The organism is Streptomyces sp. A01 (genome assembly GCF_059026195.1).
On sequence record NZ_JBWLKN010000015.1, the window covers coordinates 46,207 to 70,994 of the forward strand.

Below are 24,788 nucleotides of genomic sequence, written 5' to 3' on the forward strand. Positions count from 1 at the left end.
AAAAGCCCGCAACGCCACTCGAAGGGTAAGCCGATGGTCGCCTAAACACTCCTTTTGCCGCGCACCGCCTAGGCGCTGTCACGGTAACCCGACAAGCGTGCTGTCTGCCGCACGGACCGGCTCTCCGGCCGGTCGACTGCCCGGTCAGAGGGTGCTGAGGCACCAGATTCCGCCGATGAGGGCGGCGGTGCCGAGAAGCGCGGAGACGGCGGTGGCGACGGCCGGGCTGGCCGTGTGCAGGACGGGCTGACGCTGCCGCGTCCGGGCCACCGTCCAGAGCAGCAGCGCGACGCCGAACAGCGCGAATGCCGTACCAGCGAAGGCAGCGGGCCCACTCTCCATGAGGGGAGAGTGGCACGTACGGGCAGCTTCTGGGCGAACGCCACGTGAACGTGCTCACACATCACCCACCATGGCCATCGCGAGCGCCACCCGCTCATTTTCAGCCGAGCATGGCGCATGTCCGCTTCTCACGCGCCCCACATGCGGTTACTACGCGCCCACGCGGTGTCGATACCCGCACGGAGGCGGCTATCTCACACCGCGCTCACCCCGTGCCGCGCGGAAGCGGCTGCCTCCGCGCCATGCGCCCAGCCACTTGCCGCCGGGCCCGAGGCCCCTGGTCCCCGCATCCCTGGCCGCATGGTGCACGCGGTGCCTGTGGTGCCCGTGGCTCCTGAGCCGCTCGCTACCCGCCGTCGGCGCCCGGTCCGGTGCTCATTCGGTGACCGGCTCCAGGAAACCCTGCTCCACCAGCAGGCGGATGGACTCCGGGGTCCGGTCGCGCAGCGTCACCGGGTCCTCCCCCAGCAGCTGGGCGATCGCGTCCAGAATGCGGCCCGCGCTGAGCGATCCGTCACAGGCGCCCGCGAAGCCCGCGCCGACCGTGTCCACCTTCGTCGCGCGCCGCATGCCCCGGTTCTGCCGGAGCACCACATGCTCCGGGTCCTCCGCTCCAGGCAGCCCGACCTGCTCCTGCAGCACCTCATCCGCCAGCCGGAAGCGGGAGACGAGCAGTCCCGCGTCATCCGTCGCCCGGAGGAAGTCCTGGCGGGCGAAGTGCTCCTCCACGCAGCTACCGAGCGGCTGCTCCACGGGGTGCGGCCACTCCTCGACGGTGATGGACGGACTTTCCGCACCGGACTTACGCAGAGTGATCCAGCCGAAGCCGACCGACTTGGTCTTACGCGCCTCGAACTCGTCCAGCCAGGCGTCATAAAGGGCCGCGTACGCCACCGGGTCCCCCTGGTGGTCGCCGCTGTCGCGAAGCCACAGCTCCGCGTACTGCGTGATGTCCTGCACCTCGCGCTGCACGATCCACGCGTCGCAGCCACGGGGCACCCACGACGCGAGCCGGTCGCGCCAGTCCTCGCCGTCGACGTGCTGCCAGTTGGCGAGCAGCTGGCAGTACCCACCGGCGGTGAGGTGATCGGCGGCCTGCTCGACCAGCGTCCGGCACAGATCGTCGCCGCCCATACCGCCGTCGCGGTAGGTGAACCGGGCGCCCGGGGAGATCACGAACGGCGGGTTGGAGACGATCAGGTCGTACGTCTCGTCCCCGAGCGGCTCGAAGAGCGAGCCCTCTCGCGTTTCCGGCTCCGCCTCCCCGGAGAGGGCCAGGGTGAGCCGCGCGATGTGCAGGGCGCGCGGGTTGCGGTCGGTCACGGTGACGCTGGTGGCGTGCCGGGCGGCGTGCAGCGCCTGGATGCCGGAGCCGGTGCCGAGGTCGAGCGCCCGGGCGACGGGCTTGCGGACGGTGATCCCGGCGAGCGTGGTGGAGGCGCCGCCCACGCCGAGGACGAGCTCCGCCCGGTCGACGCCTGCCGCACCCGGACCCGCGCCGCCGCCCGCCGGCCCGCCTGACTCGCGACCCGTATCCCCATCCCGGCCCGCGTCCCGATCCCGTTCCGTCTCCCCGTACGCATCCCGCGCGGCGGCCCCCTGTTCGCCCGCCGCTTCCCCGGACGGCCCCTGCCCGGCGGGGCCTCGCGCGGTGACCGGGGAGCCCCCGGCGATGCCTGCCGCGCCACCGACCGCGCAGCCGAGGTCGGAGACGATCCACCAGTCCTGCCCATCGGGGCCCCCGTATGGGCGCACGTCCACGCTCGCCCGCACCGCGTCATCGCCCGTGCCCGCGTCCGGCCCGGGCACGAGCCAGCCGTCCGCCAGGCAGTCGTCGACCGGAAGCGCCGCCGCGGCCGCCTCGTACGAAACGGGACGCTGCAACAGGAAGAGCCGGGTCAGCGTCTCCAGCGGGCTGTCCCCACGGGTCGCGCGCAGGGCGGGGACGCTCTCGCTGCGGCCGAGGGCGGCGTAGGCGGGCGCGCCGAGCAGTTCGAGCAGGCCGTCGGCGGTGAAGTCGGCGGCCAGCAGCGCGGCACGGAGGCGGTCGGCGCGCGCGGACTCGGCGGTTGGCAGTCGATGCGTCATCACGTTCCCCATTGTCGGGGCAACCACTGACAATCGGCGAAGACCCGGCGCGGCGCCATCTCTGGCGCCGCGCCGGGCCCTCCATACCGCTCAAGCACGGCCCTCGCACCGCGCGCTCGCGGAATCCGCGTCCCGCGCCCCTCCTGCCTCTGTCATCCCGGCACGCGACCGCCGTCACAACGGTCACGGCCCCGCCGTGCGACACCCGGCGGAAAGGACCGGTCGGGGAAAACCCCCGACCAGGCAACCGGACCAGCCAAACACCTGCCTGGACGGAAACCGGCATCAGGACACGGCGTCAGCCGGGACGCGGCGTCAGAACGACGTGGTATGCCGCACCGGCGACCGGGGCGGCGAGGACCACGTCAGCGCCGGGGCGGCGTACGCGAGCCGCCGCCCCCGCGCCAGGACGGCGCCGACGGCTCGCCCCGGCGCCGGACGCCTGTCGGACACGACGTCAGGACTACGAACCCTTCGGCGGTTTCGACACGGACGGAGCGGAAGCGTCGCCCGAGGGCTTCTGGCAGCCCTTCTCCTTCGACATCGCGTCGCCCACCTTGCCGTCCTGGAGCTTGTCCAGGGCCTTGTCACCGTTTTGGCTCAGCCTCTTGAGCTGTTCGGCGATGCCGTTGAGACCCTCGGCGAACTTCGACTTGTTCTTGGTGTCCAGCTTGTCGGCGGTGGTCTTCAGGTCCGCGTACGCCTTCGACGTGGCGTTGAGCTCCTTGACCGCCTCGCTCTGGGTCGTCTCCCCGTCATCGACGGGTGGGGCCCCCGCGTCGTCCACCGACTTGGCGAGCGCCTTGTACGCCTCGGAGATCTGCTGGAAGGCCTTCGAGTCCGTGCGCTGGAGCTTCTTGGAATCAGGCTCGTCCGCGGCCTCCTGGATCGAGGCGTTGGCGTCCTGAATCTTCTTCAGCTGTGGCTGTGCGCCGTCACAGACCTTCTTGGCCCAGTCATCGACCTTCTTGTCCCCATCGTCGTCACCGCCGCAGCCGGTCAGCGCCAGTACGAGTGCCGCACCGCCGGACAGTGCCGCCACAAGCTTCTTGTTCACCGGATTGGTCCCTTCCATGGCCTTCGGCCCCGGAACTTACACGCCCAAAGAGCGAGAGCTACGAGTCGAGCATCCCTTATATGCCCTATTGCGGCTATTTGCACCGGACTGGGCGTGGCGTTCGCCTCGCCATACGGACAGCGATCCGGCCTGCGCCACCGGTCCGGCCCAAGGCCCGCGCGGACCCGAAGGCCAACCGCGCGACCGGACCGACACCCCTGTACGGCCTAACGGTTGGACCCGTACGGCCCTGTCGCAGACCACGCGAACGGCACTCCAGACGGGGCGTCAGGGCTGCGCCTCCGGCGTGGGGGGCGCACGAAAGGCGGGCAGCGTGCCAACGCACGCTGCCCGCCCAATCGTTCCTGCCTGTGCATCCGCACCTGGTCCGGCCTCGGCCCCCTTCCACCGTCAGTGCCGGGCGGCTGCCCGCCACGGCCGAGGCCAGGTGCCGACGACGGCCTGTGCGGCCGGGGTCAGGAGACCACCGCTGGATCGACGCCCGGATCGACGCTCTTCGCCACTGGCGCGGAGTCGTCGCCCTCCTCACCCACGGCGATCCCGCGCCGCTTGGACAGGTAAACCGAACCAACGATGATCAAAATGGCCAGCACCGCGATCACGGCCCGCAGACCCGGACTCGCGTCGTCGCCGTAGCTGAACTTCACCACCGCGGGCGCGATGAGCAGCGCCACCAGGTTCATCACCTTCAGCAGCGGGTTGATCGCCGGGCCCGCGGTGTCCTTGAACGGGTCGCCGACGGTGTCACCGATGACCGTCGCCGCGTGCGCCTCGCTGCCCTTGCCGCCGTGATGCCCGTCCTCCACGAGCTTCTTCGCGTTGTCCCAGGCGCCTCCGGAGTTGGCGAGGAAGACGGCCATCAGGGTGCCGGTGCCGATCGCACCCGCCAGGAACGAGCCGAGCGCGCCGACGCCGAGCGAGAACCCGACAGCGATAGGGGCCAGGACCGCGAGCAGGCCGGGTGTGGCCAGCTCACGCAGCGCGTCCTTGGTGCAGATGTCCACCACACGCCCGTAGTCCGGCTTCTCGGTGTAGTCCATGATCCCGGGCTTCTCACGGAACTGCCGCCGGACCTCGTAGACCACCGAGCCCGCCGACCGCGACACCGCGTTGATCGCCAGCCCCGAGAAGAGGAAGACGACAGCGGCTCCGAGGATGAGGCCGACGAGGTTGTTCGGCTGGGAGATGTCCATGCTGAGGTTCATCTCGCCGGCCTTCGCGTTCACCTCGTCGACCGCTTCGGCGATGGCGTCCCGGTACGAGCCGAACAGCGCTGCCGCGGCCAGTACGGCCGTCGCGATGGCGATGCCCTTGGTGATGGCCTTCGTCGTGTTGCCGACCGCGTCCAGGTCGGTGAGCACCTGCGCGCCCTCGCCTCGCACATCACCCGACATCTCGGCGATGCCCTGCGCGTTGTCGGAGACAGGACCGAAGGTGTCCATGGCGACGATCACGCCGACGGTGGTGAGCAGCCCCGTACCGGCCAGGGCCACCGCGAACAGCGCCAGCATGATGGACGTGCCGCCCAGCAGGAAGGCGCCGTACACGCTCAGCCCGATGAGCACCGCCGAGTAGACCGCCGACTCCAGTCCGAGCGACATGCCGGACAGGATGACGGTCGCCGGACCGGTCAGCGATGTCTTGCCGACATCCTGTACCGGCCGCCGGCTCGTCTCGGTGAAGTACCCCGTGAGCTGCTGGATGAGCGCCGCCAGCACGATACCGATGGCGACAGCGACGAGCGCGAGGAACCGCGGGTCGCCGCCGTGGCTCAGGATGTCCTCGTCCGTCACGCCGTCCAGGTCCGCGTAGGACGACGGCAGGTAGGCGAAGACCGCACCCGCCACCAGCACCAGCGAGATCGCCGCGGAGATGAAGAAGCCGCGGTTGATCGCCGTCATGCCGCTGCGGTCGGACCGCCGTGGCGCGACCGCGAAGATCCCGATCATCGCGGTGACCACCCCGATGGCCGGGACCAGCAGCGGGAACGCCAGTCCCGAGTCCCCGAACGCGACCTTGCCGAGGATCAGCGCGGCCACCAGGGTCACGGCGTACGACTCGAAGAGGTCAGCGGCCATGCCCGCGCAGTCACCGACGTTGTCGCCCACGTTGTCCGCGATGGTCGCCGCGTTCCGTGGATCGTCCTCCGGGATGCCCTGCTCGACCTTGCCGACGAGGTCGGCTCCGACGTCGGCCGCCTTGGTGAAGATGCCGCCGCCGACTCGCATGAACATCGCGATCAACGCCGCGCCGAGTCCGAAGCCCTCAAGCACCTTGGGCGCGTCGGCCGCGTACACGAGCACCACACAGGACGCGCCCAGGAGCCCGAGCCCCACGGTGAACATGCCGACCACACCGCCCGTGCGGAAAGCGATCTTCATGGCCGTATGCGAAACGTCGGTGAGATCCTTACGCGGCGCGCCTTCTTCCGGCGTCGCCTCCCGAGCGGCGGCCGCGACCCGCACATTGCTGCGCACCGCGAGCCACATGCCGATATACCCGGTCGCCGCGGAGAATCCAGCGCCGATCAAGAAGAACAGCGAACGCCCGACGCGCTGTGTCCAGTTGTCCGCCGGCAACAGCATGAGCAGGAAGAACACGACAGCGGCGAATACGCCGAGGGTGCGCAACTGCCGGGCCAGATAGGCATTCGCGCCTTCCTGTACCGCCGCGGCGATCTCCTTCATGCGCTCGGTGCCTTCGCCCGCGGCGAGCACTTGACGCACCAGCACCATTGCTACGGCGAGCGCTGCCACCGCTACAGCGGCGATCACCAGGACGATCAATCGGTTGCTGTCGGTCAGCTCGGCAGCGGCCAGGGTTGGGGATAGGTGTAGCTGATGAGGGGTAGAAGGCCCCGCCATTCGTCCTCCTTGACGTTTGGCACATGGGCGTGCGGCAGTTTCGCGACCGCGAAACAGCCGCCACGCTCAGGCGTCCTGAGCTCAAGATGTGGACGGATTGTAGGTATCAGCACTAGATCAAAACAGTGCGCCTCAAAGGGATTTCGCCTGCACCAGCGGTGATCGAATGGAACGGGCCCCGATATTTCCCTCAGAAGGATGAGAGCTGTCATTCCGGTGACGACTGCTAAATGATCTAAGAGTCTTACGAACGCCCCTGTTCAGGGCTTTACGGCGCACCCAGGGGGCACCTTCGAACAGTTTTAGGGCATTACGGAGAACAGGGCTGCTCGGCGGCCCGTACGAGGCGAGGACGCGGGCGCCGAAGACCGAGAAGCGCCAGACAACACAACCGGACACGCACCAGCCACTGAGCCGTGCCCCGCCCAGCTCACGTCACCCCGCCGCATCGAGCGCCAGAACCAGTCGCGCCGCCGGCGGCTCCCGACCAGGCCGACGACGAGACGCAAGCGAACGCCACCCGGGCGTGGCGGACCGTCCACGAACCGGTCCGCGACACGCCGGAGCGACCGAGCCTCGGCTCCGCTCAGCACACCAGGGTCCGGCAAACGGCAACGCATAACGGCAAGGCCACCATGCAGGACAGGGCCCACAAACGGGGCAGTGCAGGGCAAGTGCGGCAAGGCGCGGGCACGGCACCGCACGTGAACGGTGCTCAGTAGCCGCGCAGGCAACAGCACGGCAATGGCCACGCCAGCGACGCGGCCGCAGCGCGGCACAGGCTGGCAGACGGCCAGGAGACGGTGGCCCCGGGGCCCGACGCCCTCAGGTCACAACGGGTGCGGGGGCGGTCGGCCAGCTCATCCGGATCAGGCCGCCCGACTCGCTGGACGACACCTCGACGTCATCGACGAGCCCGCTGATCACAGCGAGGCCCATCTCGTCATCCCCCTCGGCACCGGCGTCCTCACCTGTGCCGTTGGCTTCGGCACCAGCCCCGGCATCCGCCGACCGACTGGCGACGGCGCGCGGCGCCTCATCACCGACCTCGATGGAGAACTTCTTCTCCTCCTCGATCAGCACAACCTGAATAGGGGCCTTCACGCCATGGCTGACATGGAGTCCGACGGCACGCGAGCACGCCTCACCGACGGCCAGCCTCACCTCGTCCAGCACAGCCTCATCGACTCCGGCCCGGCGCGCCACAGCCGCCGCCACCAGGCGGGCGGTGCGGACGTGCTCCGGAAGGGCACTGAAACGAAGTTCGACGGTGGCCATGCCATCCCCCTCGGTCATACGTGCCTTATCCCTCTCTGCCGGGACAAGGCGAACTCGCGGAGGGGCCGGGCAGTCAGCCCGGAACCCCCCGCCACGACGATCTTCCACCCCGGGCCATTGGCATGGGGCACCCCGGCACCGTCAGTCGGTGGCCTGGACGGCGTCTTCGACCGAGGTGTGGATGGGGAACACCTTGGTCAGGCCGGTGATACGGAAGATCTTCAAAATGCGCTCCTGGTTGCAGACCAAGCGCAGCGAGCCCTCATGGGCACGCACCCGCTTGAGCCCGCCAACCAGCACGCCGAGCCCGGTGGAGTCGAGAAAGTCGACGCCCTCCATGTCAACGACCAGGTGGTAGCTACCGTCGTTGACAAGCTCGACCAGCTGCTCCCGCAGCTTGGGCGCGGTGTATACATCAATCTCGCCACCGACCTCGACGACCGTGCGGTCGCCTACGGTCCGGGTCGACAGGGACAGGTCCACGGATCCTCCAGCACCTTGCATCGAGCGGTCGCCCCCCATGGATCGGCAGCCGCGATGGCATTCAATCACTTACCAGTAGGCGCGCACGACGCCTTGAGCCCATTGTCCGCCACGCCAGTGACAGACTCTGGGTCAATGGCCCACAATCAACTCCCGCCACCCGCTGGGATACGTGACTCCCCGCGAGCCGTGCTCGGTCAGCTCACCACAGGAACAGACCGGGCGGCGCGCATCACTCATACGGAGCACCTGCCCCCACGTGCGGGCATGCATGCCGACTGGCCTTCACAGATCCGGCCGGAAGTGATCGACGCCATCGCCGCGACCGGCATCGACCGTCCGTGGAGCCACCAGGCCCGTGCGGCGGAGCACGCGCTGCGCGGCGAGTCCGTCATCGTCGCCACCGGCACCGCGTCGGGCAAGTCCCTGGCCTACCTCGCTCCCGTGCTCAGCGCCCTGCTGGACGGCTCCGAGCCGCCCAGTGGGGCGAGCGCCGCCCGCCCGGGCGCGGCCGGGGCGCGCCCGGGCGGTGCCGCCACGCCCCGAGCGGGAGCCCGGGGCGCCACCGCGCTGTACCTCGCCCCGACCAAGGCGCTCGCCGCTGACCAGCGCCGCGCTGTCTCCGCCCTCGCCCAGCCGCTCGGCTCCCGCATCCGTACGGCGGTCTACGACGGGGACACCCCCGTCGAGGAACGCGAATGGATTCGCGGCCACGCGAACTACGTCCTCACCAACCCCGACATGCTCCACCGCGGCATCCTGCCCGGGCACCCCCGCTGGTCCTCCTTCCTGCGCGCACTGCGCTACATCGTCATCGACGAGTGCCACACCTACCGGGGCGTCTTCGGCTCCCACGTCGCCCAGGTGCTGCGCCGGCTGCGCCGTGTCTGTGCCCGCTACGGCGCGGACCCCGTCTTCCTCCTCGCCTCGGCGACCTCCGCTGACCCCGCCCGCTCAGCCGCCCGCCTGACCGGCGTCACCCCCATCGAGATCACCGAGGACGGCTCGCCCCGAGGCGAACTCGTCTTCGCCCTGTGGGAACCGCCGCTGACCGCACTGCACGGGGAGCGCGGCGCGCCCGTACGCAGGACCGCCACGGCGGAAACCGCCGACCTCCTGACCGCCTTGGCCATCCAGGGCACCCGGACCGTCGCCTTCGTCCGCTCCCGGCGCGGTGCTGAGCTCGTCGCCCTGATCGCCCAGGACCGTCTCTCCGAGGTGTCCCGCTCACTGCGCGGCCGGGTCGCCGCGTACCGGGGCGGCTATCTGCCCGAGGAGCGGCGAGCCCTGGAACGCGCCCTGCACAGCGGCGAACTCCTCGGCCTCGCCGCCACCTCCGCCCTCGAACTCGGTGTCGACGTCGCGGGCCTGGACGCCGTGCTCCTCGCCGGATATCCCGGCACCAGAGCCTCCCTGTGGCAGCAGGCGGGCCGAGCAGGACGCGCGGGCCAGGGCGCGCTGGCGATCCTCATCGCCCGGGACGACCCGCTGGACACCTATCTCGTCCACCACCCCGAGGCGCTGTTCCAGCAGCCCGTCGAGTCCACCGTGCTCGACCCGGACAATCCGTACGTCCTGGCACCGCACCTCTGCGCGGCCGCCGCCGAACTTCCGCTGACCGACGCCGACCTTGACCTGTTCGGCCCAGCGGCCGGCGACCTGATCCCGCAGCTCGTGCAACGCAAACTGCTCCGCCGCCGCGCCACCGCCTGGCACTGGACCCGCCGTGAGCGCGCGGCGGACCTGACCGACATCCGGGGCGAGGGCGGAAAGCCGGTCCAGGTGGTGGAAGCCTCCACCGGTCGGCTGCTGGGCACGGTGGACGCCGCCGCCGCCCACACCACCGTGCACGACGGCGCGGTCCACCTCCACCAGGGCCGCACGTACCTCGTCAGCCACCTCGACCTGGAGGACTCCGCAGCGCTCGTCGAAGAGGCCGACCCTCCCTACTCGACGACGGCCCGCGACACCACCGGCATCGCGATCCTGGAGACCAGCTCGGAAATCCCCTGGGGCGACGCCCGCTTGTGCTTCGGCTCAGTCGAGGTCACCAACCAGGTTGTCTCCTTCCTGCGTCGGAAACTGATCACCGGTGAGGTCCTGGGCGAGACCAGACTGGACCTGCCGCCCCGCACTCTTCGCACCCGCGCCATCTGGTGGACAGTCACCGAGGACCAGCTGGAACGCGCCCAGGTCAGCCCCGAGGCGCTGGGCGGCGCCCTGCATGCCGCCGAGCACGCGTCGATCGGCATGCTGCCCCTCTTCGCCACCTGCGACCGCTGGGATATCGGCGGCGTGTCTATCCCGCTGCACCCCGACACCCTGCTGCCCACCGTCTTCGTCTACGACGGCCACTCCGGCGGCGCGGGGTTCGCTGAACGGGCCTTCCACACAGCCGCCCGCTGGCTCACTGCGACGCGCGAGGCGATCGCGTCTTGCGAGTGCGACTCCGGCTGCCCGTCCTGCATCCAGTCCCCCAAGTGCGGCAACGGCAACGACCCGCTGGACAAGAAGGCCGCCGTCCGCCTCCTCACCGAACTCCTCACCCAAGCCACACCTCCGCCTCCCTCTTCGCCCAGCTCTCCAGAACCCCACTGATCCCGCCGACCCCACCCCGCCCGACTCACCCGCGATGGCACGTCGGCGACCCGACCGCGCGGCGCTCCCGACCTCCACGCCTTCCACGCCACCATGTCTCCACAACGCCGCGCCGCCGCGCCTCTGCCCGACTCAGTGCCTGCCGTGTCACCGCGTCACCGATATGGCTGGTCCCGCCCTGGAGCGGACCTGAGGACTGAACGCCCTGGCGGCTCCAGAAGGCAGCAGCGCGGAGGACGTTCCAGCGGCCGATACCTCGGCTGTGATGTCCGCGAACTCCCCTCGCACCACGCACCGCACCACCCGCGCGCCCTGCGCCCGGGCGACCCGCCCTGCCTCGTCACAGGCCACACGTTGGCCCGCCATGGCATGGTCGGCGGCCGCGAGCGCCGCCAAGTCGGCCGCGCCCCCGGCCCTGTGCCGCGCCACGACGACGGACCCCATCGTCAGCACCACCGCGAACACCACACACAGCGCCGACGCGGCCACCGCCACCCAGACGGTCGCTATCCCGTCGTCGCGCCCCCGCACACCGCCCCTGCGAGGCCTCCGCACCAATCCTGCTGCCTCGCTTTCTCCCACCACCCCGTCCGACGAAGCCACCGAGCCATCGCGTGGGTGCCTCGCCCGCGTCTCATTCCGGTACGCCGATGTCCTCCGCAAGAGCCACCGCCTCCCCTCGTAGCCGCATCGCCAGCGGCCCCGGCCCGGCGGCTCGGGTCTCGACCCGTACGCGTACGAGGTCTCCTTCGCGCCCGACCTTGATCTCCGAACCACGCGGCGCGGCTGACCGGGCGGCGGCGACCGCATCCGCCGCCGGTTCCGACCGCGCCACGGCGCGAGCACCGGCTCGCGCCGCGTCCACACACTGGATCTGCGCTGCCGCCGCCATCAAGCCCCAGATCAGCGACAGGGCGAACAGCGCCAGCGTCGGCAGAGCCACCGCCGCCTCCGCGGTGACATACCCCCGGTCGTCGCGCCGACCGCGCACCCCACCGCGACGCCCACCCTGGGCGCCACACACCCGGAGATCAGCCTCCGGGCCCTCCGGCCCCCGCGCTCGGCCCGCTCCCCCAAGCCCCCGGTCAGAACTGCGCATCGAGCGCCTTCCCAATGACTGACTGAAGCGCGCTGCTCACGGTGCCGCCGGTCACCACCTTGTACAGGACGGCCGCGAAGGCACACCCCGCGATCGTCCCCACCGCGTACTCAGCCGTCACCATGCCGGCCTCGTACTTGTTCCTGGCGGCCCGCCTCACCACCGCACACCGCTGTCCGCACCACTGAAGAACCATGACGCCCCCTCTTCTCTTCTTCCTTGTTCGTTCCACTGCCCTGCGCGTTCTCGTCTGCCGTCCTCGCTGCCGCCGTCGGCTCCACCCCCTCCGTCGGCTCCACCCCCTCCGTTCCGTTCCGACCCACCGCATCCACGCTCCACGCCGCCGCCGAGCTGCTGGGCTGAGCTGCCCGCTTCCCTCGGGACACGGTCCTCGCGGCACCGGGAGGCCCCGCACTGGCCATCCCGCTGCGTGGTGGCGTCAGCTGCCGGCCAGCAGCCCGTTCGCAAGCCCGATCACCACGGGCGCCACGCCGATCAGCAGGAACGCGGGCAAAAAACACAGGCCCAGGGGGGCGGTGGCCACAACTCCCGCGCGTCTGGCGCGGGCCCCGGCAGCTCGGCCGCGGTCGGCCCGGCAGTCGGCCGCCAGCCGGGAGACCGGCTCGACCGCGGGCGCTCCCGTGGTGCCCGCCCGCTCCAGGGCCCGCGCCAGTCCTTCTGCGCCTGGGAGGACGCCCACGCGGCCCCAGGCGACGGTTGGTTCGCCGCCGAGCCGCAGTTCAGCCGCCGCTTGGGAGAGCCGCTCACCCACCGGACCACCCAGCGAACTTCCCACCGCTGCCGCCGCCTCGCGTGGCCCCGCACCGGCGGCCAGGCAGGCAGCCAGCAGGTCGGCGGCCAACGGCAGTTGCTCTGCCGCGAGACGGCCCTCGCCCGCCGCTCGCAGCGCACCCGCTTCCTGCCACTCATGCGCACCACGCATCCCATGGGCCGCGCTCACACGACCCGCACCAGCCGCGCCTCCTCCGTCACCGGCCACGGTCGCTGCGGGCACCGCCGTACGTCTGCGCTGCCATCGCCAGGTCCCGTACGCCACGGCGAGCCCCCCGGCATACCCTGGCCAGCCGTCGAGGAGGATGGGACCAAGGCACCCGCAACCGGCGGCGACCAGCCATCCCCGTACCCCCGGCGCCCAGACCCCGCCCCGCCGACCAGCGGACGCCCAGCGACTGAACCCATCCACCGCCTCGCGTCTGGTTCCCTGCCCGCGGCCTGGCAACAGATGAACCCGTCGTCTACCCGCGATCCGGTCGCGCCGCATCCCGCTGATCACGAGGGTGGCGCCCACGACAAGGCACGCCAGAGCGATGACCATCCCCATCCTGTGGATAACTTGCACGGTCACCACACCATCACCCCATTGGCCGCTTTTGTGTTGTTTTGCCCCGCAGTCCCGGACGCTTGCGCCCGTTCCGCTGCTCTGCCTGTCCCCGTCGCCTTCCTCGCTCCCGCGCCCTCCATCACCCCCGGCGCCTCGCGCACCGCACCCGTAGCGACCTTCTCCACTTCCGGCCCGGCCGCGTTCCGCACGACCCGGGCGATCCACGCCAGCCCGGCCCACTCCAGCAATCCGCCCGTCACCAGGCAGCCAAGACCAGCGGGAGTATGCAGAAGGACCCGTAGCGGATCGGCACCCAAGGCACTGCCCAACAGCAGGCCGAAGGCGGGCAGCAGGGCGAGCATCACCGCCGTTGACCTCGTACCGGCCAACTGAGCCCGCAACTCTTCGCGTTGGTCGCGCTCCGCGCGTAACGCAGCCGCTACGCGCTCCAGTCCGATGGCGAGACCCGCTCCGCCGTCGACGGCCACCTGCCAGCACGCGGCCGCGCCCGTCAGCCCTTCCGCGCCGGGCTTACCGGCGGCCTGGCGCAGCGCTCCGGGAACATCACCGCCGAACCGGGCCGCCGCCGTGACCGCCGCCCACCTCTCGACGCGCTCCACCGGGCCGACAGCCAGCAGCGCGTCCCCCGGCTGCCGCCCGGCGCGCAGCTCACCGGCCACCGCGCCACACAAACCGATCACCGCGGCGGCCCGGTGGTCCCGTTCCTGTCGGCGCCGCCGGGCGAGCAACCAGCGGCGAGTGAGCGGCGCGGCCACGAGCGCGCCGAGCAAAGGCAACACTGATCCCCCCAGCACCGCGAGCACGCCCCCAGCGGGAAAGCACCACAGCTCACGCCCGGGCCGGTGCCGCCGCAGCCGTGCGCACCAACGCCACCGGCCGTGCGCGAGCAGCGCCGTACGCAGCCACGGCTCCCACACCGGGCCGCCTCGCGCCCAGACCGACGGCGCGACCAGCCCCCGCGCCGAGGCGGCTCCGGCGCCCCCGGAACCGGAACCGGCGAAGACCAGCTTGGCGCGCCATAGCTGAGGGTCAGGGCCGAAGCCACACCAGACAGCGGCCGCCACGCACAGCAGCGCCACACACGCCGCCATCGGGTCAAACACCACACCGCTCGTCACGCGACCTCACCGCCTCGTGTACACAGCCGGTCCAGCCGCGCCCAGCCCCGCACGCGCTCGAAGCCGTTGCCGCCCCAGACGGCGGCGGGCACGGTGGTGACCAGCCCGGTCCTGTCGCGTTCCAGCACGTGCAGTTCGGCGAGACGTCGCCGCCCGGCGCGGTCCCGCACCAGGTGGAGCACGACGGACAGTGCGGCGGCCAGCTGGCTGTGCAGAGCTGCCCGGTCCAGCCCGGCGGTCGATCCAAGGGCTTCCAGCCTGGCGGGCACATCGCCCGCGGCGTTTGCATGGACCGTCCCGGAACCACCCTCATGTCCCGTATTGAGCGCCGCGAGCAGGTCGGTCACCTCCGCCCCGCGCACCTCACCGACGACAAGCCGGTCCGGGCGCATGCGCAGCGCCTGCCGCACCAGGTCGCGCAAGGTGACCAGGCCCCGGCCTTCCTGGTTGGCAGGCCGCGTCTCCAGTCGTACGACGTGGGGGTGATCGGGCCGGAGCTCCGCGGAGTCCTCGGCCAGCACGATCCGCTCATCCGGGCTGACCAGGCCGAGCAGCGTACTCAGCAGCGTGGTCTTGCCCGAGCCGGTGCCGCCGCTGATCACATACGACAGCCGCGCGTCGAGCATCGCTCTGAGCAGTCCTTCGCCTCCGGGCGGCACGGTCCCCGCCGCCGTCAGCTCGGCGAGGCTGAATGCCCTGGAGCGGACTACTCGTAAGGACAGGCAGGTCGTCCCGACGGCCACTGGCGGGAGGACGGCGTGCAGCCGTGTTCCGTCCGGCAGCCGGGCGTCCACCCAGGGTCTGGCGTCGTCCAGCCGCCGCCCGGCCACCGCGGCGAGTCGCTGCGCCAGCCTGCGCACGGCGGCCGCGTCGGTGAAGCTGACGGTGGTCCGCTCCAGTCCGGCCCCTCGGTCGATCCACACCTGGTCCGGCGCGGTGACCAGGACGTCCGTGACATCCGGCATCGCGAGCAGCGGCTCAAGCGGCCCGGTGCCGACCAGCTCCGAGCGGAGTGCCGTCACGACTCCGAGTACTTCGGTGTCGCCCAGCAGCCGCCCCTCCTCCCGTAACGCGGCGGCCACCCTCGCGGGTGTCGGGTCGGCACCGCTGCCCGCGAGCCGGGACCGCACCGCGTCCAGCAGCACGTCACTCATGCGGCGACACCTCCTCCGCTGGGCAGCGCCCGCGCCCAGAACTCGGCGCAGAACCGGGCGAGCGGCCCGCGCTCGCTGGCGCCCGGCGGGTCTCCGGCATCGAGCGACGCCAGCAGCTCCGGCTCGGGCGGGAGCTCGCCGGCGAGCGGCAGCGCCAGCAGCCGAGCGATCTCCTCGTCGTCCAGCCCCGGCGCCGAGGGCCCGCGCACCACCAAGCGCAGATCGCGCAGCACCATCCGCACCCGCGACGCCACACGGTGAGCCGAGGCGACGGATCGCAGCTCGGCGGGGACGAGGATCAGGCCGACGTCCAGCTGCGCGAGCACTTCCGCGGCTCCCTCATCGACGCGCCGTGGCAGGTCCACCACCACGACTCCGCCTCTGCGGCGGGCGGCCGCGAGCACCGAGCGGACGGCCGTCGGGGCGATGGCCACCGAGCCGCCCCTGTCCCAGCTGAGCAGTCGTAAGGAATGCAGCTCGGGCAGGGACTCCTCCAGGGCGCTCGCGGCGACCCTGCCACGCGACTCGGCGAAGGCGGGCCACCTGAGGCCCGCCGAGCCTTCACCGCCCAGCAGGACATCCAGGCCACCCCCGAGCGGGTCGCCGTCGATGAGCATCGTGCGCGTTCCCGAGCGGGCGGCCGACACCGCGAGCGCGCAGGCCAGCGTGCTCGCGCCGGCTCCGCCCCGGCCGCCGATGACGCCGACGGTGACCGCCGGCTCGCCGACGCCTTCGGCGACGTCCGCCATGCGGTCCACGAGCCAGGTCTCGGCGTCGGGCAGGAACAGCACATGCTCCGCCCCGAGAGCGATGCCTCTCCTCCAGATGCCGGGGTCGTCAAGATCCCGGCCGATCAGCAGCACTCCTTGCCTGCGGGCGACACCGGGCAGCCTGGCCGAGCAGTCATCGCCGACAAGGATCAGGGGCGACTCATCCCAGCCGACACCCGTGAGACTGCCGTGAGCCACTTCGGGCCCCGCACCCGCTGCGGCGCACAACCGCAACAGGTCATCAAGAAGCTCTTCGTCTTCCGTCACGATCAGCGGTCTACGACGTTGTTCCTCACCAGTCTCCAGCCGACCGCAGGCGTTAGATCCAGCCACAGTCCCCTCCCCATCTCGCTACACACTTCCGGGTCCGCGAACATCGCGGGAATCCACCGTGCAGCGATCCGGAAAATCTCGGGGATCTTGGTCCAAAACTGTGGACAACTCATGAGTTGTGAATATCCCCGTCACCTATACCAGCGACTTCCGGAGCGCACCCTAGCGATTACTCACGGTTACATGGGAGGCTCGTAACGAAAGCACGCCGAGCGGGTTCCGAGGGAGAGAAGGTGATCACGGATCAAGTGCCAAAAGGCATCCGGACATGCGACGACCCCCGCCGGGGGGGAGAGCGGGGGTCGTCCCCACGGCCGACTCGGGGGGGGAGGAGTCGGACCGGGTTAGCACGGTCGCGAACGATCCGTGACTTCCATGGTGTACCCGAGAGCCTTCTCAGGCAAACCCACGCGCCTCAGCTTACGCCGAATGGTGGGCCCTATGCTCGCCTTGTGGAAAACCACTCCTTGCCGCGCACAGCCGCCTTCTTTGACCTGGACAAGACGGTCATTGCGAAGTCGAGCACTCTCACGTTCAGCAAGTCCTTCTACCAGGGCGGTCTGATCAACCGCCGCGCCGTACTACGCACCGCGTATGCCCAGTTCGTGTTCCTCGCAGGAGGCGCGGACCACGACCAGATGGAGCGGATGCGGGAATACCTTTCCGCGCTCTGCCGTGGCTGGAACGTACAACAGGTGCGAGAGATCGTGGCCGAGACTCTGCATGACCTGATTGACCCGATCATCTACGACGAGGCCGCCTCCCTCATTGAAGAGCACCACATAGCCGGTCGCGATGTCGTGATCGTCAGCACGTCGGGAGCGGAGGTCGTCGAGCCCATCGGCGCGCTCCTCGGCGCGGACCGGGTGATCGCCACTCGCATGGTCGTCGACGACGGCCGCTTCACGGGCGAAGTGGAGTACTACGCCTATGGCCCCACCAAGGCTGAGGCCATCGCCAAGTTGGCCATGTCGGAGGGGTACGACCTGGCACGGTGCTACGCGTACAGCGACTCGGCGACGGACATCCCCATGCTGGAGTCGGTCGGCCATCCGCACGCGGTCAACCCGGACCGCGCGCTGCGCCGCGAGGCGATCAGCCGCGACTGGCCGGTCCTCAGCTTCAACCGGCCGGTCAGGCTGAAGCAGCGGCTCCCTACGCTGTCCATGCCGCCCCGCCCGGTCCTCGCGGTAGCCGCCGCGGTCAGCGCCGCAGCCGCCACCGCGGGCCTCGTCTGGTACGCGAGCCGCCGCATGCCCAGGCAGACCTCCTCCGGCGCCGTCTCCGCTTTGCGGTATGTCCGAGTTTGCAGTCAAACGTAAATATCCGCATCGGGGGTTCCACTTGCCCCCGGACAGGAGTAGAAAGGAGTTAACGGCCCGCGAGACCAGGGACATCCGGGAGGATCTCCCCGACGAATCAAGGCCCACGGACCGAGCACAGAAGCTAGGCACCCACGCGACGCCGACCCGTCGATTACGGGCCAGCCGCACCAGGACTCAGGCGAAGATTCCTGACCTGATGGGCATACATCGAGCACGCATGGTAACCAAGCGGATGTGCCAGCGGCGGTACCAATCTCCATCTGGTGCCGCCGCAACCCTGTCCGGCCGCCCGCCACTTGCGCCGCCCGGCGCCGCCCGCGACCGCCCTCCAAGGCAGCCGCCTCGCGCACGGCCCCCGTCCCCGCGCCGCCTATGCCCCCGCCGCCACCAGCCGTGGACGGGCGCACAGACGGGCAGCTCGGGCGACCGCGCGCGGGCTCAGGCGGCTCCGCGCTGCAGCGCCTCGCAAACCGCCGTGGTCTCCCGCGCACCCAGCTCGACTGCCCGGCCGCAGTGCGCGATCCACGCGGCTACGCCATCCGGCGTTCCGGAGGTGTAGCCCTCCAGCGCCCCGGCGTACGCGGCGCGCCCCAGTTCGGCGTGGCCTACCTCGGCCGGGCAGATCGACTTCGGGTCGAGCCCGCTGCCGACGAGCACGATACGTTCGGCGGCGCGTGCGACGAGCCCGTTGTGCGAGCCGAAGGGCCGCAGTGCCAGCAGTTCCCCGTGCACCACGGCCGCCGTCACCAGCGCCGGGGCCTTGCTGTCCGCGAGGATCAGCCGGGCCAGGCCGTCCAGCCGCCCCGCGACCTCGTCCGCGTCGGGCAGCGGCAGTTCGATCAGCGGCTCATCGACCGTCTCACCCGCCAGCCGTGGCCGCCCCACCACATCCGGCCCGGTGCTCGCGGCCTGACCCTCCGGAGCACCTCCCGAGGCCACGAGATGCAGCCTCGCCAGGACTCGTAGCGGGGACTGCCGCCACACGCTGAGCAGCTGCCCCGCCTCGGCGGTCAGCCGCAGCGCGGCGCCCACCGTGCGCGGCTCGCCTTCGGTGCCGAAGTCCGTACGGCGGCGTACTTCCTCCAGCGCCCAGTCGGCGCCGGAGAGCGCGGCCGAGCCACGCGCGCCGCGCAGCGCCGCCTCGGAGGTGACCTCCTGGCTGCGGCGGCGCATGACCCGGTGGCCATAGGCCCGGTCCACGGCCTTCCGTACAGCGTTGACGGAGTCGGCCACGCCGGGCAGGTCGGCCAGAGCGGCGAGCGGATCAGCTGTCGTACTACTCATGGGTACGACCCTACGCACTCGTTGTCCGAACCCCTCGTTGGAGTGGTCTTCTTCACCCATGACCGCCTTTCTTACCGGTCGCTCACCTAGGCTAGGTGAACATGAAGATCGCTTTCGTAGGGAAGGGCGGCAGCGGCAAGACGACGCTGTCCTCACTCTTCATCCGCCACCTCGCCGCCTCTCGCGCCACAGTCGTCGCCATCGACGCCGACATCAACCAGCACCTGGGCGCCGCACTCGGCCTCAGCGAAGACGAGCACGACGCGCTGCCCGCCATGGGTGCCCAACTGCCGCTGATCAAGGACTATCTGCGCGGCGCCAACCCGCGCATCGCCTCCGCCGAAACCATGATCAAGACAACGCCTCCCGGCGAAGGCTCTCGCCTGCTGCGCGTCGGCGACGACAACCCGGTCTTCGAGGCGTGCGCCCGCAGCGTCCGCCTGGACGACGGCGAGGTGCGGCTGATGGCGACGGGACCGTTCACCGAGTCCGACCTGGGCGTGGCCTGCTATCACTCCAAGGTCGGCGCCGTGGAACTGTGCCTGAACCATCTCATCGACGGGCGCGAGGAGTTCGTCGTCGTCGACATGACGGCGGGCAGTGACTCCTTCGCATCAGGCATGTTCACCCGCTTCGACATGACGTTCCTCGTGGCCGAGCCGACGCGGAAGGGGATCGCCGTATACCGCCAGTACAAGGAGTACGCCCGGGACTTCGACGTGGCGCTGCGCGTCGTGGGCAACAAGGTGCAGGGGCCGGACGACCTCGCCTTCCTGCGCGACGAGGTCGGCGACGACCTGCTGGTCACGGTCGGCCACTCGGACTGGGTCCGTGCGATGGAGAAAGGCCGACCGCCCCGCTTCGAGACGCTGGAGGAGCCAAACCGGCGGGCGCTGCGCACCCTGCAGGAGACCGCCGACGCCGCGTACGAACGACGCGACTGGGGGCGCTACACCCGCCAGATGGTCCATTTCCACCTGAAGAACGCGGAGAGCTGGGGGAACGAGCGCACCGGCGCGGACCTGGCGGCCCAGGTGGACCCCGCGTTCGTTCTAGGGGAGCAGGCGGAGGCTATTCGGCAGCCGGCCTGAGCGGCCCTGCGGCTTCCGGAGCGGGCGGCTTCTTCTTGGCGGACCGCTCCGCCGGGGCCTGCTTGCCCTTGCCGGAGGGCCCTGAAGCGGCGGACTGGGTTCCGAGGTAGGACGCCCAGCCGCCCTTCGGCCGCTCGCCCACGTCCAGTTTCCGCAGCTTGGCGAGGACCTTCGGGTCCTGCTCGTCCAGCCAGTCGACGAGTTGCTTGAAGGACACGCAGCGCACGCCCTCGCGCGGGCAGACCGACTTGATCGTCTCCTCGACGGCGCGCATGTATGTTCCGCCGTTCCATGATTCGAAGTGGTTGCCGATGAACAGCGGCGCGCGGTTGCCCTTGTAGGCGCGTTTGAAGGCCTTCAGCAGCCCCTTGCGCATCTGGTCGCCCCACGCATCGTGTTTCGAGCGGGCGCCCTTCGTCGTACCGGACTGGTTGACCAGGAAGTTGTAGTCCATCGACAGCGTCTCGAAGTCGCGTCCCGGCACCGGCACCTCCTGGAGCGGGAGGTCCCAGATGCCGCCCTTCTTGCCCGGCCAGACCTGACGGCCGCCCGAGGCGCTGGCGTCATACCGGAAGCCCATGGAGCGGGCGGCGGGTATGAGGTTGCGCTGGCCCTCCAGACAGGGGGCCCGGCCGCCGACGAGTTCCTCGCTGTAGTCGAACGGCAGGGGAGCCTCATCGCGCAGGCCGCTGTTGGTCTTCCACTTCCTCACGAGCTTCTCTGCCTGGCGTATCTCACTCCGCCAGTCCTTCACCGACCAGGTGCCCACGCCTCTGTCGGGACCGCAGAAGTGGCCGTTGAAGTGCGTGCCTATCTCGTTGCCGTCCCACCACGCCCCCGCGAGCTGCGCCACGGTGGCCTTGATGCCCTTGACGTCGTTGAACCCGATGTCTGAGGCGCCGGCGGCGTGCCGGGGCGGGCGGTAGACGTCCTTCTTCGCGCCGGGGAGCATGTAGACCCCGCTGAGGAAGTACGTCATCGTCGCGTCGTGCCGCTTGCCGACCTTGCGGAAGTGGGAGAAGAGCCGCTGGCTGTCCTCGCCGGCGCCGTCCCAGGAGAAGACGACGAACTGCGGCGGCCGATCGCCCGGCCGCAGGGCTCTGGGGACCGGCTGGTGGGGCTGAGCGCCGGTGTCAGCGGTCGACCCGTCGCCTATGAGCCGCAGGACCTTAGCGCCGTGCTTGGCCGACTTCGGCACCGACTGGCCCTTCTCCTCGGCGCCCGTGTCCGACTCTCCTGAGCCGCCCGAACAGCCCGCCACACCGGCGATGACGACAGTCAGGACGATCCCTGCTGTCGTCCTGGATATGGACTCCATCTGCACGTACCTCGTTTCCTGACCCGTGCGTGCCGGCCGATCGCGGACAAAAGCCACATGGGTCAGTAAATAGGTAAGTAATGACGAGGCAGTTCAAACGAACAGTCACTCGATAGATGGAATGAATGGCGCGGATGCCCGAAGGTCCTTCTCTGCGCCTTTACCTGGCATTACGATTCGTTTACCGAAGCGTGGAGTGACGACCCGAACACTTACCGTTACGCCGCAGGCGGACTCGCCCCTTCATCTGCCACACCTGCCTGGCCGAGTCCCCACCGTGCCCCCATGGCCACCACACCCCTGTCGGCCATCCCCCACACCCACGTCCGCCGACCACCGCGCCCACACCGCCCCGGCCCGACGACGCCCACTACCGCTGTACGCCATGCCAGGGGCCCGCCCAGCCCCAGCAGCCCACCGCAGTACGCCGTGACCCACGGCCGCGTCCCTGTTCGCGACCGCGCAGCCCCGGAGGAGACGGGAATGTTGCAGCACTGGAATCAGACCGACCGAGCCACCTGGCGCCGAGATCTCTCCGCCTCGATCGTCATCTTCCTCATCGCCATCCCGCTGTCCCTCGGCCTGGCCCTGGCGACTGGCGCGCCGCTGCAAGCCGGTCTGGTCGCCGCCGCGGTCGGCGGAATCGTGGCGGGGCTGCTCGGCGGCGCGCCCCTCCAGGTCAGCGGCGCCGCCACCGGTCTCGTCGTCGTCACCGCCGACCTGGTCCAGCGCTACGGCTGGCGCGCCACCTGCGCCATCACCGTGCTCGCCGGGCTCGCCCAACTCGCCCTGGGCGGGCTCCGGGTGGCCCGTGCCGCGCTCGCCGTCAGCCCGGCCATCGTGCACGGGATGCTGGCAGGCATCGGCGTCGTCATCGCCATCGGCCAACTGCGCGTGGTCCTTGGTGACAGACCTGGCAGCTCGGCCATCGGCAACCTGACGGCGCTGCCCGCCGACCTGGCTCGCCCCCATGCCACAGCCCTGCTGGTGGGTACTCTCACCGTCGCCGTCCTCCTGGCCTGGCCCCGGATGCCAGGGCGGGCTGGGCAGCTGGCGCGCGCCATCCCCGCGCCGCTCGCCGCTGTGGCCACCGCGACCGCAGTGAGCGCCGGTCTCTCACTGCCCCGGGTCGAGCTGCCCGCCTTGCGGCTCCAAGCCCTGCCGACCGCGCCGGACGGGCCGGTTCTCGGGGTGATCGCCGCCGTCCTCACCGTGACTCTGGTGGCCAGCATGGAGTCCCTGCTGTCCGCGGTCGCCGTCGACCGCATGCAGGCGGCCCAGCCCGGCTCGCGGGCCACACCGACCAAGCTCGACCGGGAGCTCACCGGGCAGGGCGCGGCGAACGTGGCCTCGGGCATCCTCGGCGGGCTGCCCATCGCCGGTGGCGCCATGCGCGGCTCGGCGAACGTCAAGGCCGGGGCAGCGGGACGGCGTTCGACCGTACTGCACGGAGCGTGGGTGCTGCTGTGCGCCGGACTGCTCGCCGGAGTGCTGGAGCTGATCCCACTCGCCGCACTCGCCGCGCTCGTGATGATGGTAGGGGTGCAGATGGTGAACTTCGCGCACATCAAGCACGTACGGCGGCACCGCGAATTCCCCGTGTACGCGGCGACGTTGGGCGCGGTCGTCGCCTTCGGGGTACTGCAAGGAGTGGCCGTTGGAGGCGCCGTCGCCGTCGTCATCGCACTGCGCCGCCTCACCCACACGCGGATCACGGTGAGCGGCGAAGCCGACTGCCACCGGGTGCGGGTCAACGGCCAGCTGACATTCCTCGCCGTGCCCCGGCTGACCCGGGCGCTGTCCCAACTGCCGCCTCGCAGCAGCGTGGTCGTCGAGCTGGGCGGCTCGTTCATGGACCACGCCGCGTACGACGCGTTGCAGTCCTGGGCGCACGGTTACCGGGCTGGCGGCGGATGGGTCACGCTCGGCGGCCGCGCGGGCCGCCTGCTCGCCGAACCGGCCAGTGCTCACGCCCATGCCCACGCCTGCCGCCCGTGGACCCCGTGGCGTAACCACCACTGCACCCGGCCGGCCGAGGCGGTGCAGCCGGGCGAGCCGCGTGGCAGCCAGCTGCTCGGCGGGGTCAGCGCCTTCCAGCGGCACACCGCCCCGATGGTCCGGGAGGAGCTGGCCCGCCTGGCGCGCGAGGGGCAGCGGCCCAGCCAGCTCTTCCTGACCTGTGCGGACTCCCGGCTGGTGACGAGCATGATCACCTCAAGTGGCCCGGGCGATCTCTTCACCGTGCGCAATGTCGGGAATCTGACGCCACCGCCAGGCAGCGAAGCCTCCTGCGACTCGGTGGCCGCCGCGATCGAGTACGCGGTGGAGGTGCTGAAGGTCAGCTCGCTCACCGTCTGCGGGCACTCCGGGTGCGGCGCGATGCAGGCGTTGCTGGGTGCCGCGCGGGAGCCCGCCACCGACACCTCGCTGTCCCGGTGGCTGCGGCACGGCCGTCCGAGCCTGGACCGCATGGAGCGGGACAAGCTGCGGGCAGACAGGGAGGGCGGTAGCGAGGCCACGCTGAGCTGCAGGCCAGTGGCCGATGATGTGGAGCGACTGGCGCTGATCAATGTGCGGCAGCAGCTTGAGCACTTGATGGCACACGCGTGCGTGGCGCGGCGAGTAGCCGAAGGCGCCCTCACGCTGCACGGCATGTACTTCCATGTGGGGGAGGCTCAGGCCTACGTCCTGGACACAGCCTCGGGAGTGTTCTCCGCTGTCGGGCCGGAGAACGCCGTATGCCCGGACAACCGGCGGTCTGACGACACGGGGCAGCCCGGAAGCGAGGGACGGCCGCTCCCGGCAGGGTGGTCGAAGGGTGCCGATCGGGCGTGCCCGGCCGGACAGCCCCGCTCCACGCGGCCGGAGCCGGCAACATACGCCGACGTCACGAGCCCGCCCTATGACCCCGCGCGGCCAGACGTCAGCGCTACTTCCCCCGCCCACACACGGATGGGTCCCGTCGGGCCGACCCAGCCCCACGCTCAGCCCGGCCCCGCCCGCCCGCTCAGGGTCGGCAGCGCTGAGCAGTTGGCGGACGACAGCGGGCAGGGGGGCGGTCGCGGCCGGGGGGCCGGCGCGCGGTGGGGAGCGGGTGGTGAGGCATGGGCAGGAGCGCGCCGCGTGCTCGAACGCGCTGTCCAGAAGCCGACAGGAGGCCGCCTGCGGAACAGCATCAGATAGAGGTCTAAACCAATCTTTG

19 protein-coding genes are annotated in these 24,788 nt (G+C 70.7%); 4 read left to right on the forward strand and 15 right to left on the reverse strand.

Going from position 1 to position 24,788, the window contains the following annotated elements; translation table 11 throughout:
* Positions 1-144: 144 nt before the first annotated feature.
* The 6 genes from AC5P1B_RS21085 to bldG form a co-directional block, all read right to left on the reverse strand.
* Positions 145-342: a hypothetical protein gene (locus AC5P1B_RS21085; RefSeq protein WP_493888879.1), complete on the reverse strand. Its 198-nt coding sequence runs from the start codon at positions 340-342 to the stop codon at positions 145-147.
* A 375-nt stretch (positions 343-717) separates the two neighbouring features.
* Complete coding sequence (locus AC5P1B_RS21090) at positions 718-2,430, reverse strand: DUF7059 domain-containing protein (protein ID WP_493888999.1); 1,713 nt, start codon at positions 2,428-2,430, stop codon at positions 718-720.
* Between the two features lie 463 nt (positions 2,431-2,893).
* The gene (locus AC5P1B_RS21095; protein WP_493888880.1) at positions 2,894-3,487 is read right to left on the reverse strand and encodes a small secreted protein; all 594 of its coding nucleotides are present in this window, start codon (positions 3,485-3,487) and stop codon (positions 2,894-2,896) included.
* A 476-nt stretch (positions 3,488-3,963) separates the two neighbouring features.
* Positions 3,964-6,372, reverse strand: a complete 2,409-nt coding sequence (locus AC5P1B_RS21100) for a sodium-translocating pyrophosphatase (RefSeq protein WP_493888881.1) — start codon at positions 6,370-6,372, stop codon at positions 3,964-3,966.
* An 825-nt stretch (positions 6,373-7,197) separates the two neighbouring features.
* Complete coding sequence (locus tag AC5P1B_RS21105) at positions 7,198-7,650, reverse strand: ATP-binding protein (protein WP_493889000.1); 453 nt, start codon at positions 7,648-7,650, stop codon at positions 7,198-7,200.
* Between the two features lie 141 nt (positions 7,651-7,791).
* A complete protein-coding gene (gene bldG / locus AC5P1B_RS21110) occupies positions 7,792-8,133 on the reverse strand; it encodes an anti-sigma factor antagonist BldG (protein ID WP_030392670.1) in 342 nt (113 codons plus the stop codon).
* A gap of 54 nt (positions 8,134-8,187) precedes the next feature.
* Between bldG and AC5P1B_RS21115 the strand changes: the two genes are divergently transcribed.
* On the forward strand, positions 8,188-10,731 hold the full coding sequence (locus AC5P1B_RS21115) for a DEAD/DEAH box helicase (protein WP_493888882.1): 2,544 nt from the start codon (positions 8,188-8,190) through the stop codon (positions 10,729-10,731).
* A 147-nt stretch (positions 10,732-10,878) separates the two neighbouring features.
* Here the strand turns inward: AC5P1B_RS21115 and AC5P1B_RS21120 are convergent, their stop codons facing one another.
* From AC5P1B_RS21120 to ssd, 7 genes are all read right to left on the reverse strand, one after another.
* On the reverse strand, positions 10,879-11,262 hold the full coding sequence (locus tag AC5P1B_RS21120; protein WP_493888883.1) for an Rv3654c family TadE-like protein: 384 nt from the start codon (positions 11,260-11,262) through the stop codon (positions 10,879-10,881).
* A 103-nt stretch (positions 11,263-11,365) separates the two neighbouring features.
* Complete coding sequence (locus AC5P1B_RS21125; protein ID WP_493889001.1) at positions 11,366-11,755, reverse strand: TadE family type IV pilus minor pilin; 390 nt, start codon at positions 11,753-11,755, stop codon at positions 11,366-11,368.
* 61 nt (positions 11,756-11,816) lie between these two features.
* Positions 11,817-12,026 (reverse strand): DUF4244 domain-containing protein, encoded by a 210-nt coding sequence (locus tag AC5P1B_RS21130; protein WP_493888884.1) that lies wholly within the window; start codon positions 12,024-12,026, stop codon positions 11,817-11,819.
* A 243-nt stretch (positions 12,027-12,269) separates the two neighbouring features.
* On the reverse strand, positions 12,270-12,791 hold the full coding sequence (locus AC5P1B_RS21135) for a type II secretion system F family protein (protein WP_493888885.1): 522 nt from the start codon (positions 12,789-12,791) through the stop codon (positions 12,270-12,272).
* Between the two features lie 401 nt (positions 12,792-13,192).
* Positions 13,193-14,311, reverse strand: coding sequence for a type II secretion system F family protein (locus tag AC5P1B_RS21140; protein ID WP_493888886.1), 1,119 nt, complete (start codon positions 14,309-14,311; stop codon positions 13,193-13,195).
* On the reverse strand, positions 14,308-15,465 hold the full coding sequence (locus AC5P1B_RS21145; RefSeq protein WP_493888887.1) for a TadA family conjugal transfer-associated ATPase: 1,158 nt from the start codon (positions 15,463-15,465) through the stop codon (positions 14,308-14,310). Before AC5P1B_RS21145 ends, AC5P1B_RS21140 begins: the two co-directional genes overlap by 4 nt.
* Complete coding sequence (gene ssd, locus AC5P1B_RS21150) at positions 15,462-16,568, reverse strand: septum site-determining protein Ssd (protein WP_493888888.1); 1,107 nt, start codon at positions 16,566-16,568, stop codon at positions 15,462-15,464. The genes AC5P1B_RS21145 and ssd overlap by 4 nt, the downstream gene beginning before the upstream one ends.
* A 452-nt stretch (positions 16,569-17,020) precedes the next feature.
* On the opposite strand from ssd, the gene AC5P1B_RS21155 reads away from it, so the two are divergent.
* Positions 17,021-17,890 (forward strand): HAD family hydrolase, encoded by an 870-nt coding sequence (locus AC5P1B_RS21155; protein ID WP_493888889.1) that lies wholly within the window; start codon positions 17,021-17,023, stop codon positions 17,888-17,890.
* A 441-nt stretch (positions 17,891-18,331) separates the two neighbouring features.
* Here AC5P1B_RS21155 and AC5P1B_RS21160 read toward each other — a convergent pair whose 3' ends face one another.
* Complete coding sequence (locus AC5P1B_RS21160; protein WP_493888890.1) at positions 18,332-19,177, reverse strand: Fic family protein; 846 nt, start codon at positions 19,175-19,177, stop codon at positions 18,332-18,334.
* Positions 19,178-19,278: 101 nt separating this feature from the next.
* On the opposite strand from AC5P1B_RS21160, the gene AC5P1B_RS21165 reads away from it, so the two are divergent.
* Positions 19,279-20,268 carry an ATP-binding protein gene (locus AC5P1B_RS21165; protein ID WP_493888891.1) on the forward strand — a complete coding sequence of 330 codons (990 nt, stop codon included), beginning with the start codon at positions 19,279-19,281 and terminating at the stop codon, positions 20,266-20,268.
* Here the strand turns inward: AC5P1B_RS21165 and AC5P1B_RS21170 are convergent.
* A complete protein-coding gene (locus AC5P1B_RS21170; protein WP_493888892.1) occupies positions 20,249-21,586 on the reverse strand; it encodes a polysaccharide deacetylase family protein in 1,338 nt (445 codons plus the stop codon). The two genes, AC5P1B_RS21165 and AC5P1B_RS21170, sit on opposite strands and share 20 nt — an antisense overlap.
* Positions 21,587-22,069: 483 nt before the next feature.
* Here AC5P1B_RS21170 and AC5P1B_RS21175 point away from each other — a divergent pair, with 483 nt between their 5' ends.
* On the forward strand, positions 22,070-24,769 hold the full coding sequence (locus tag AC5P1B_RS21175) for a SulP family inorganic anion transporter (protein WP_493888893.1): 2,700 nt from the start codon (positions 22,070-22,072) through the stop codon (positions 24,767-24,769).
* Positions 24,770-24,788: the final 19 nt, after the last annotated feature.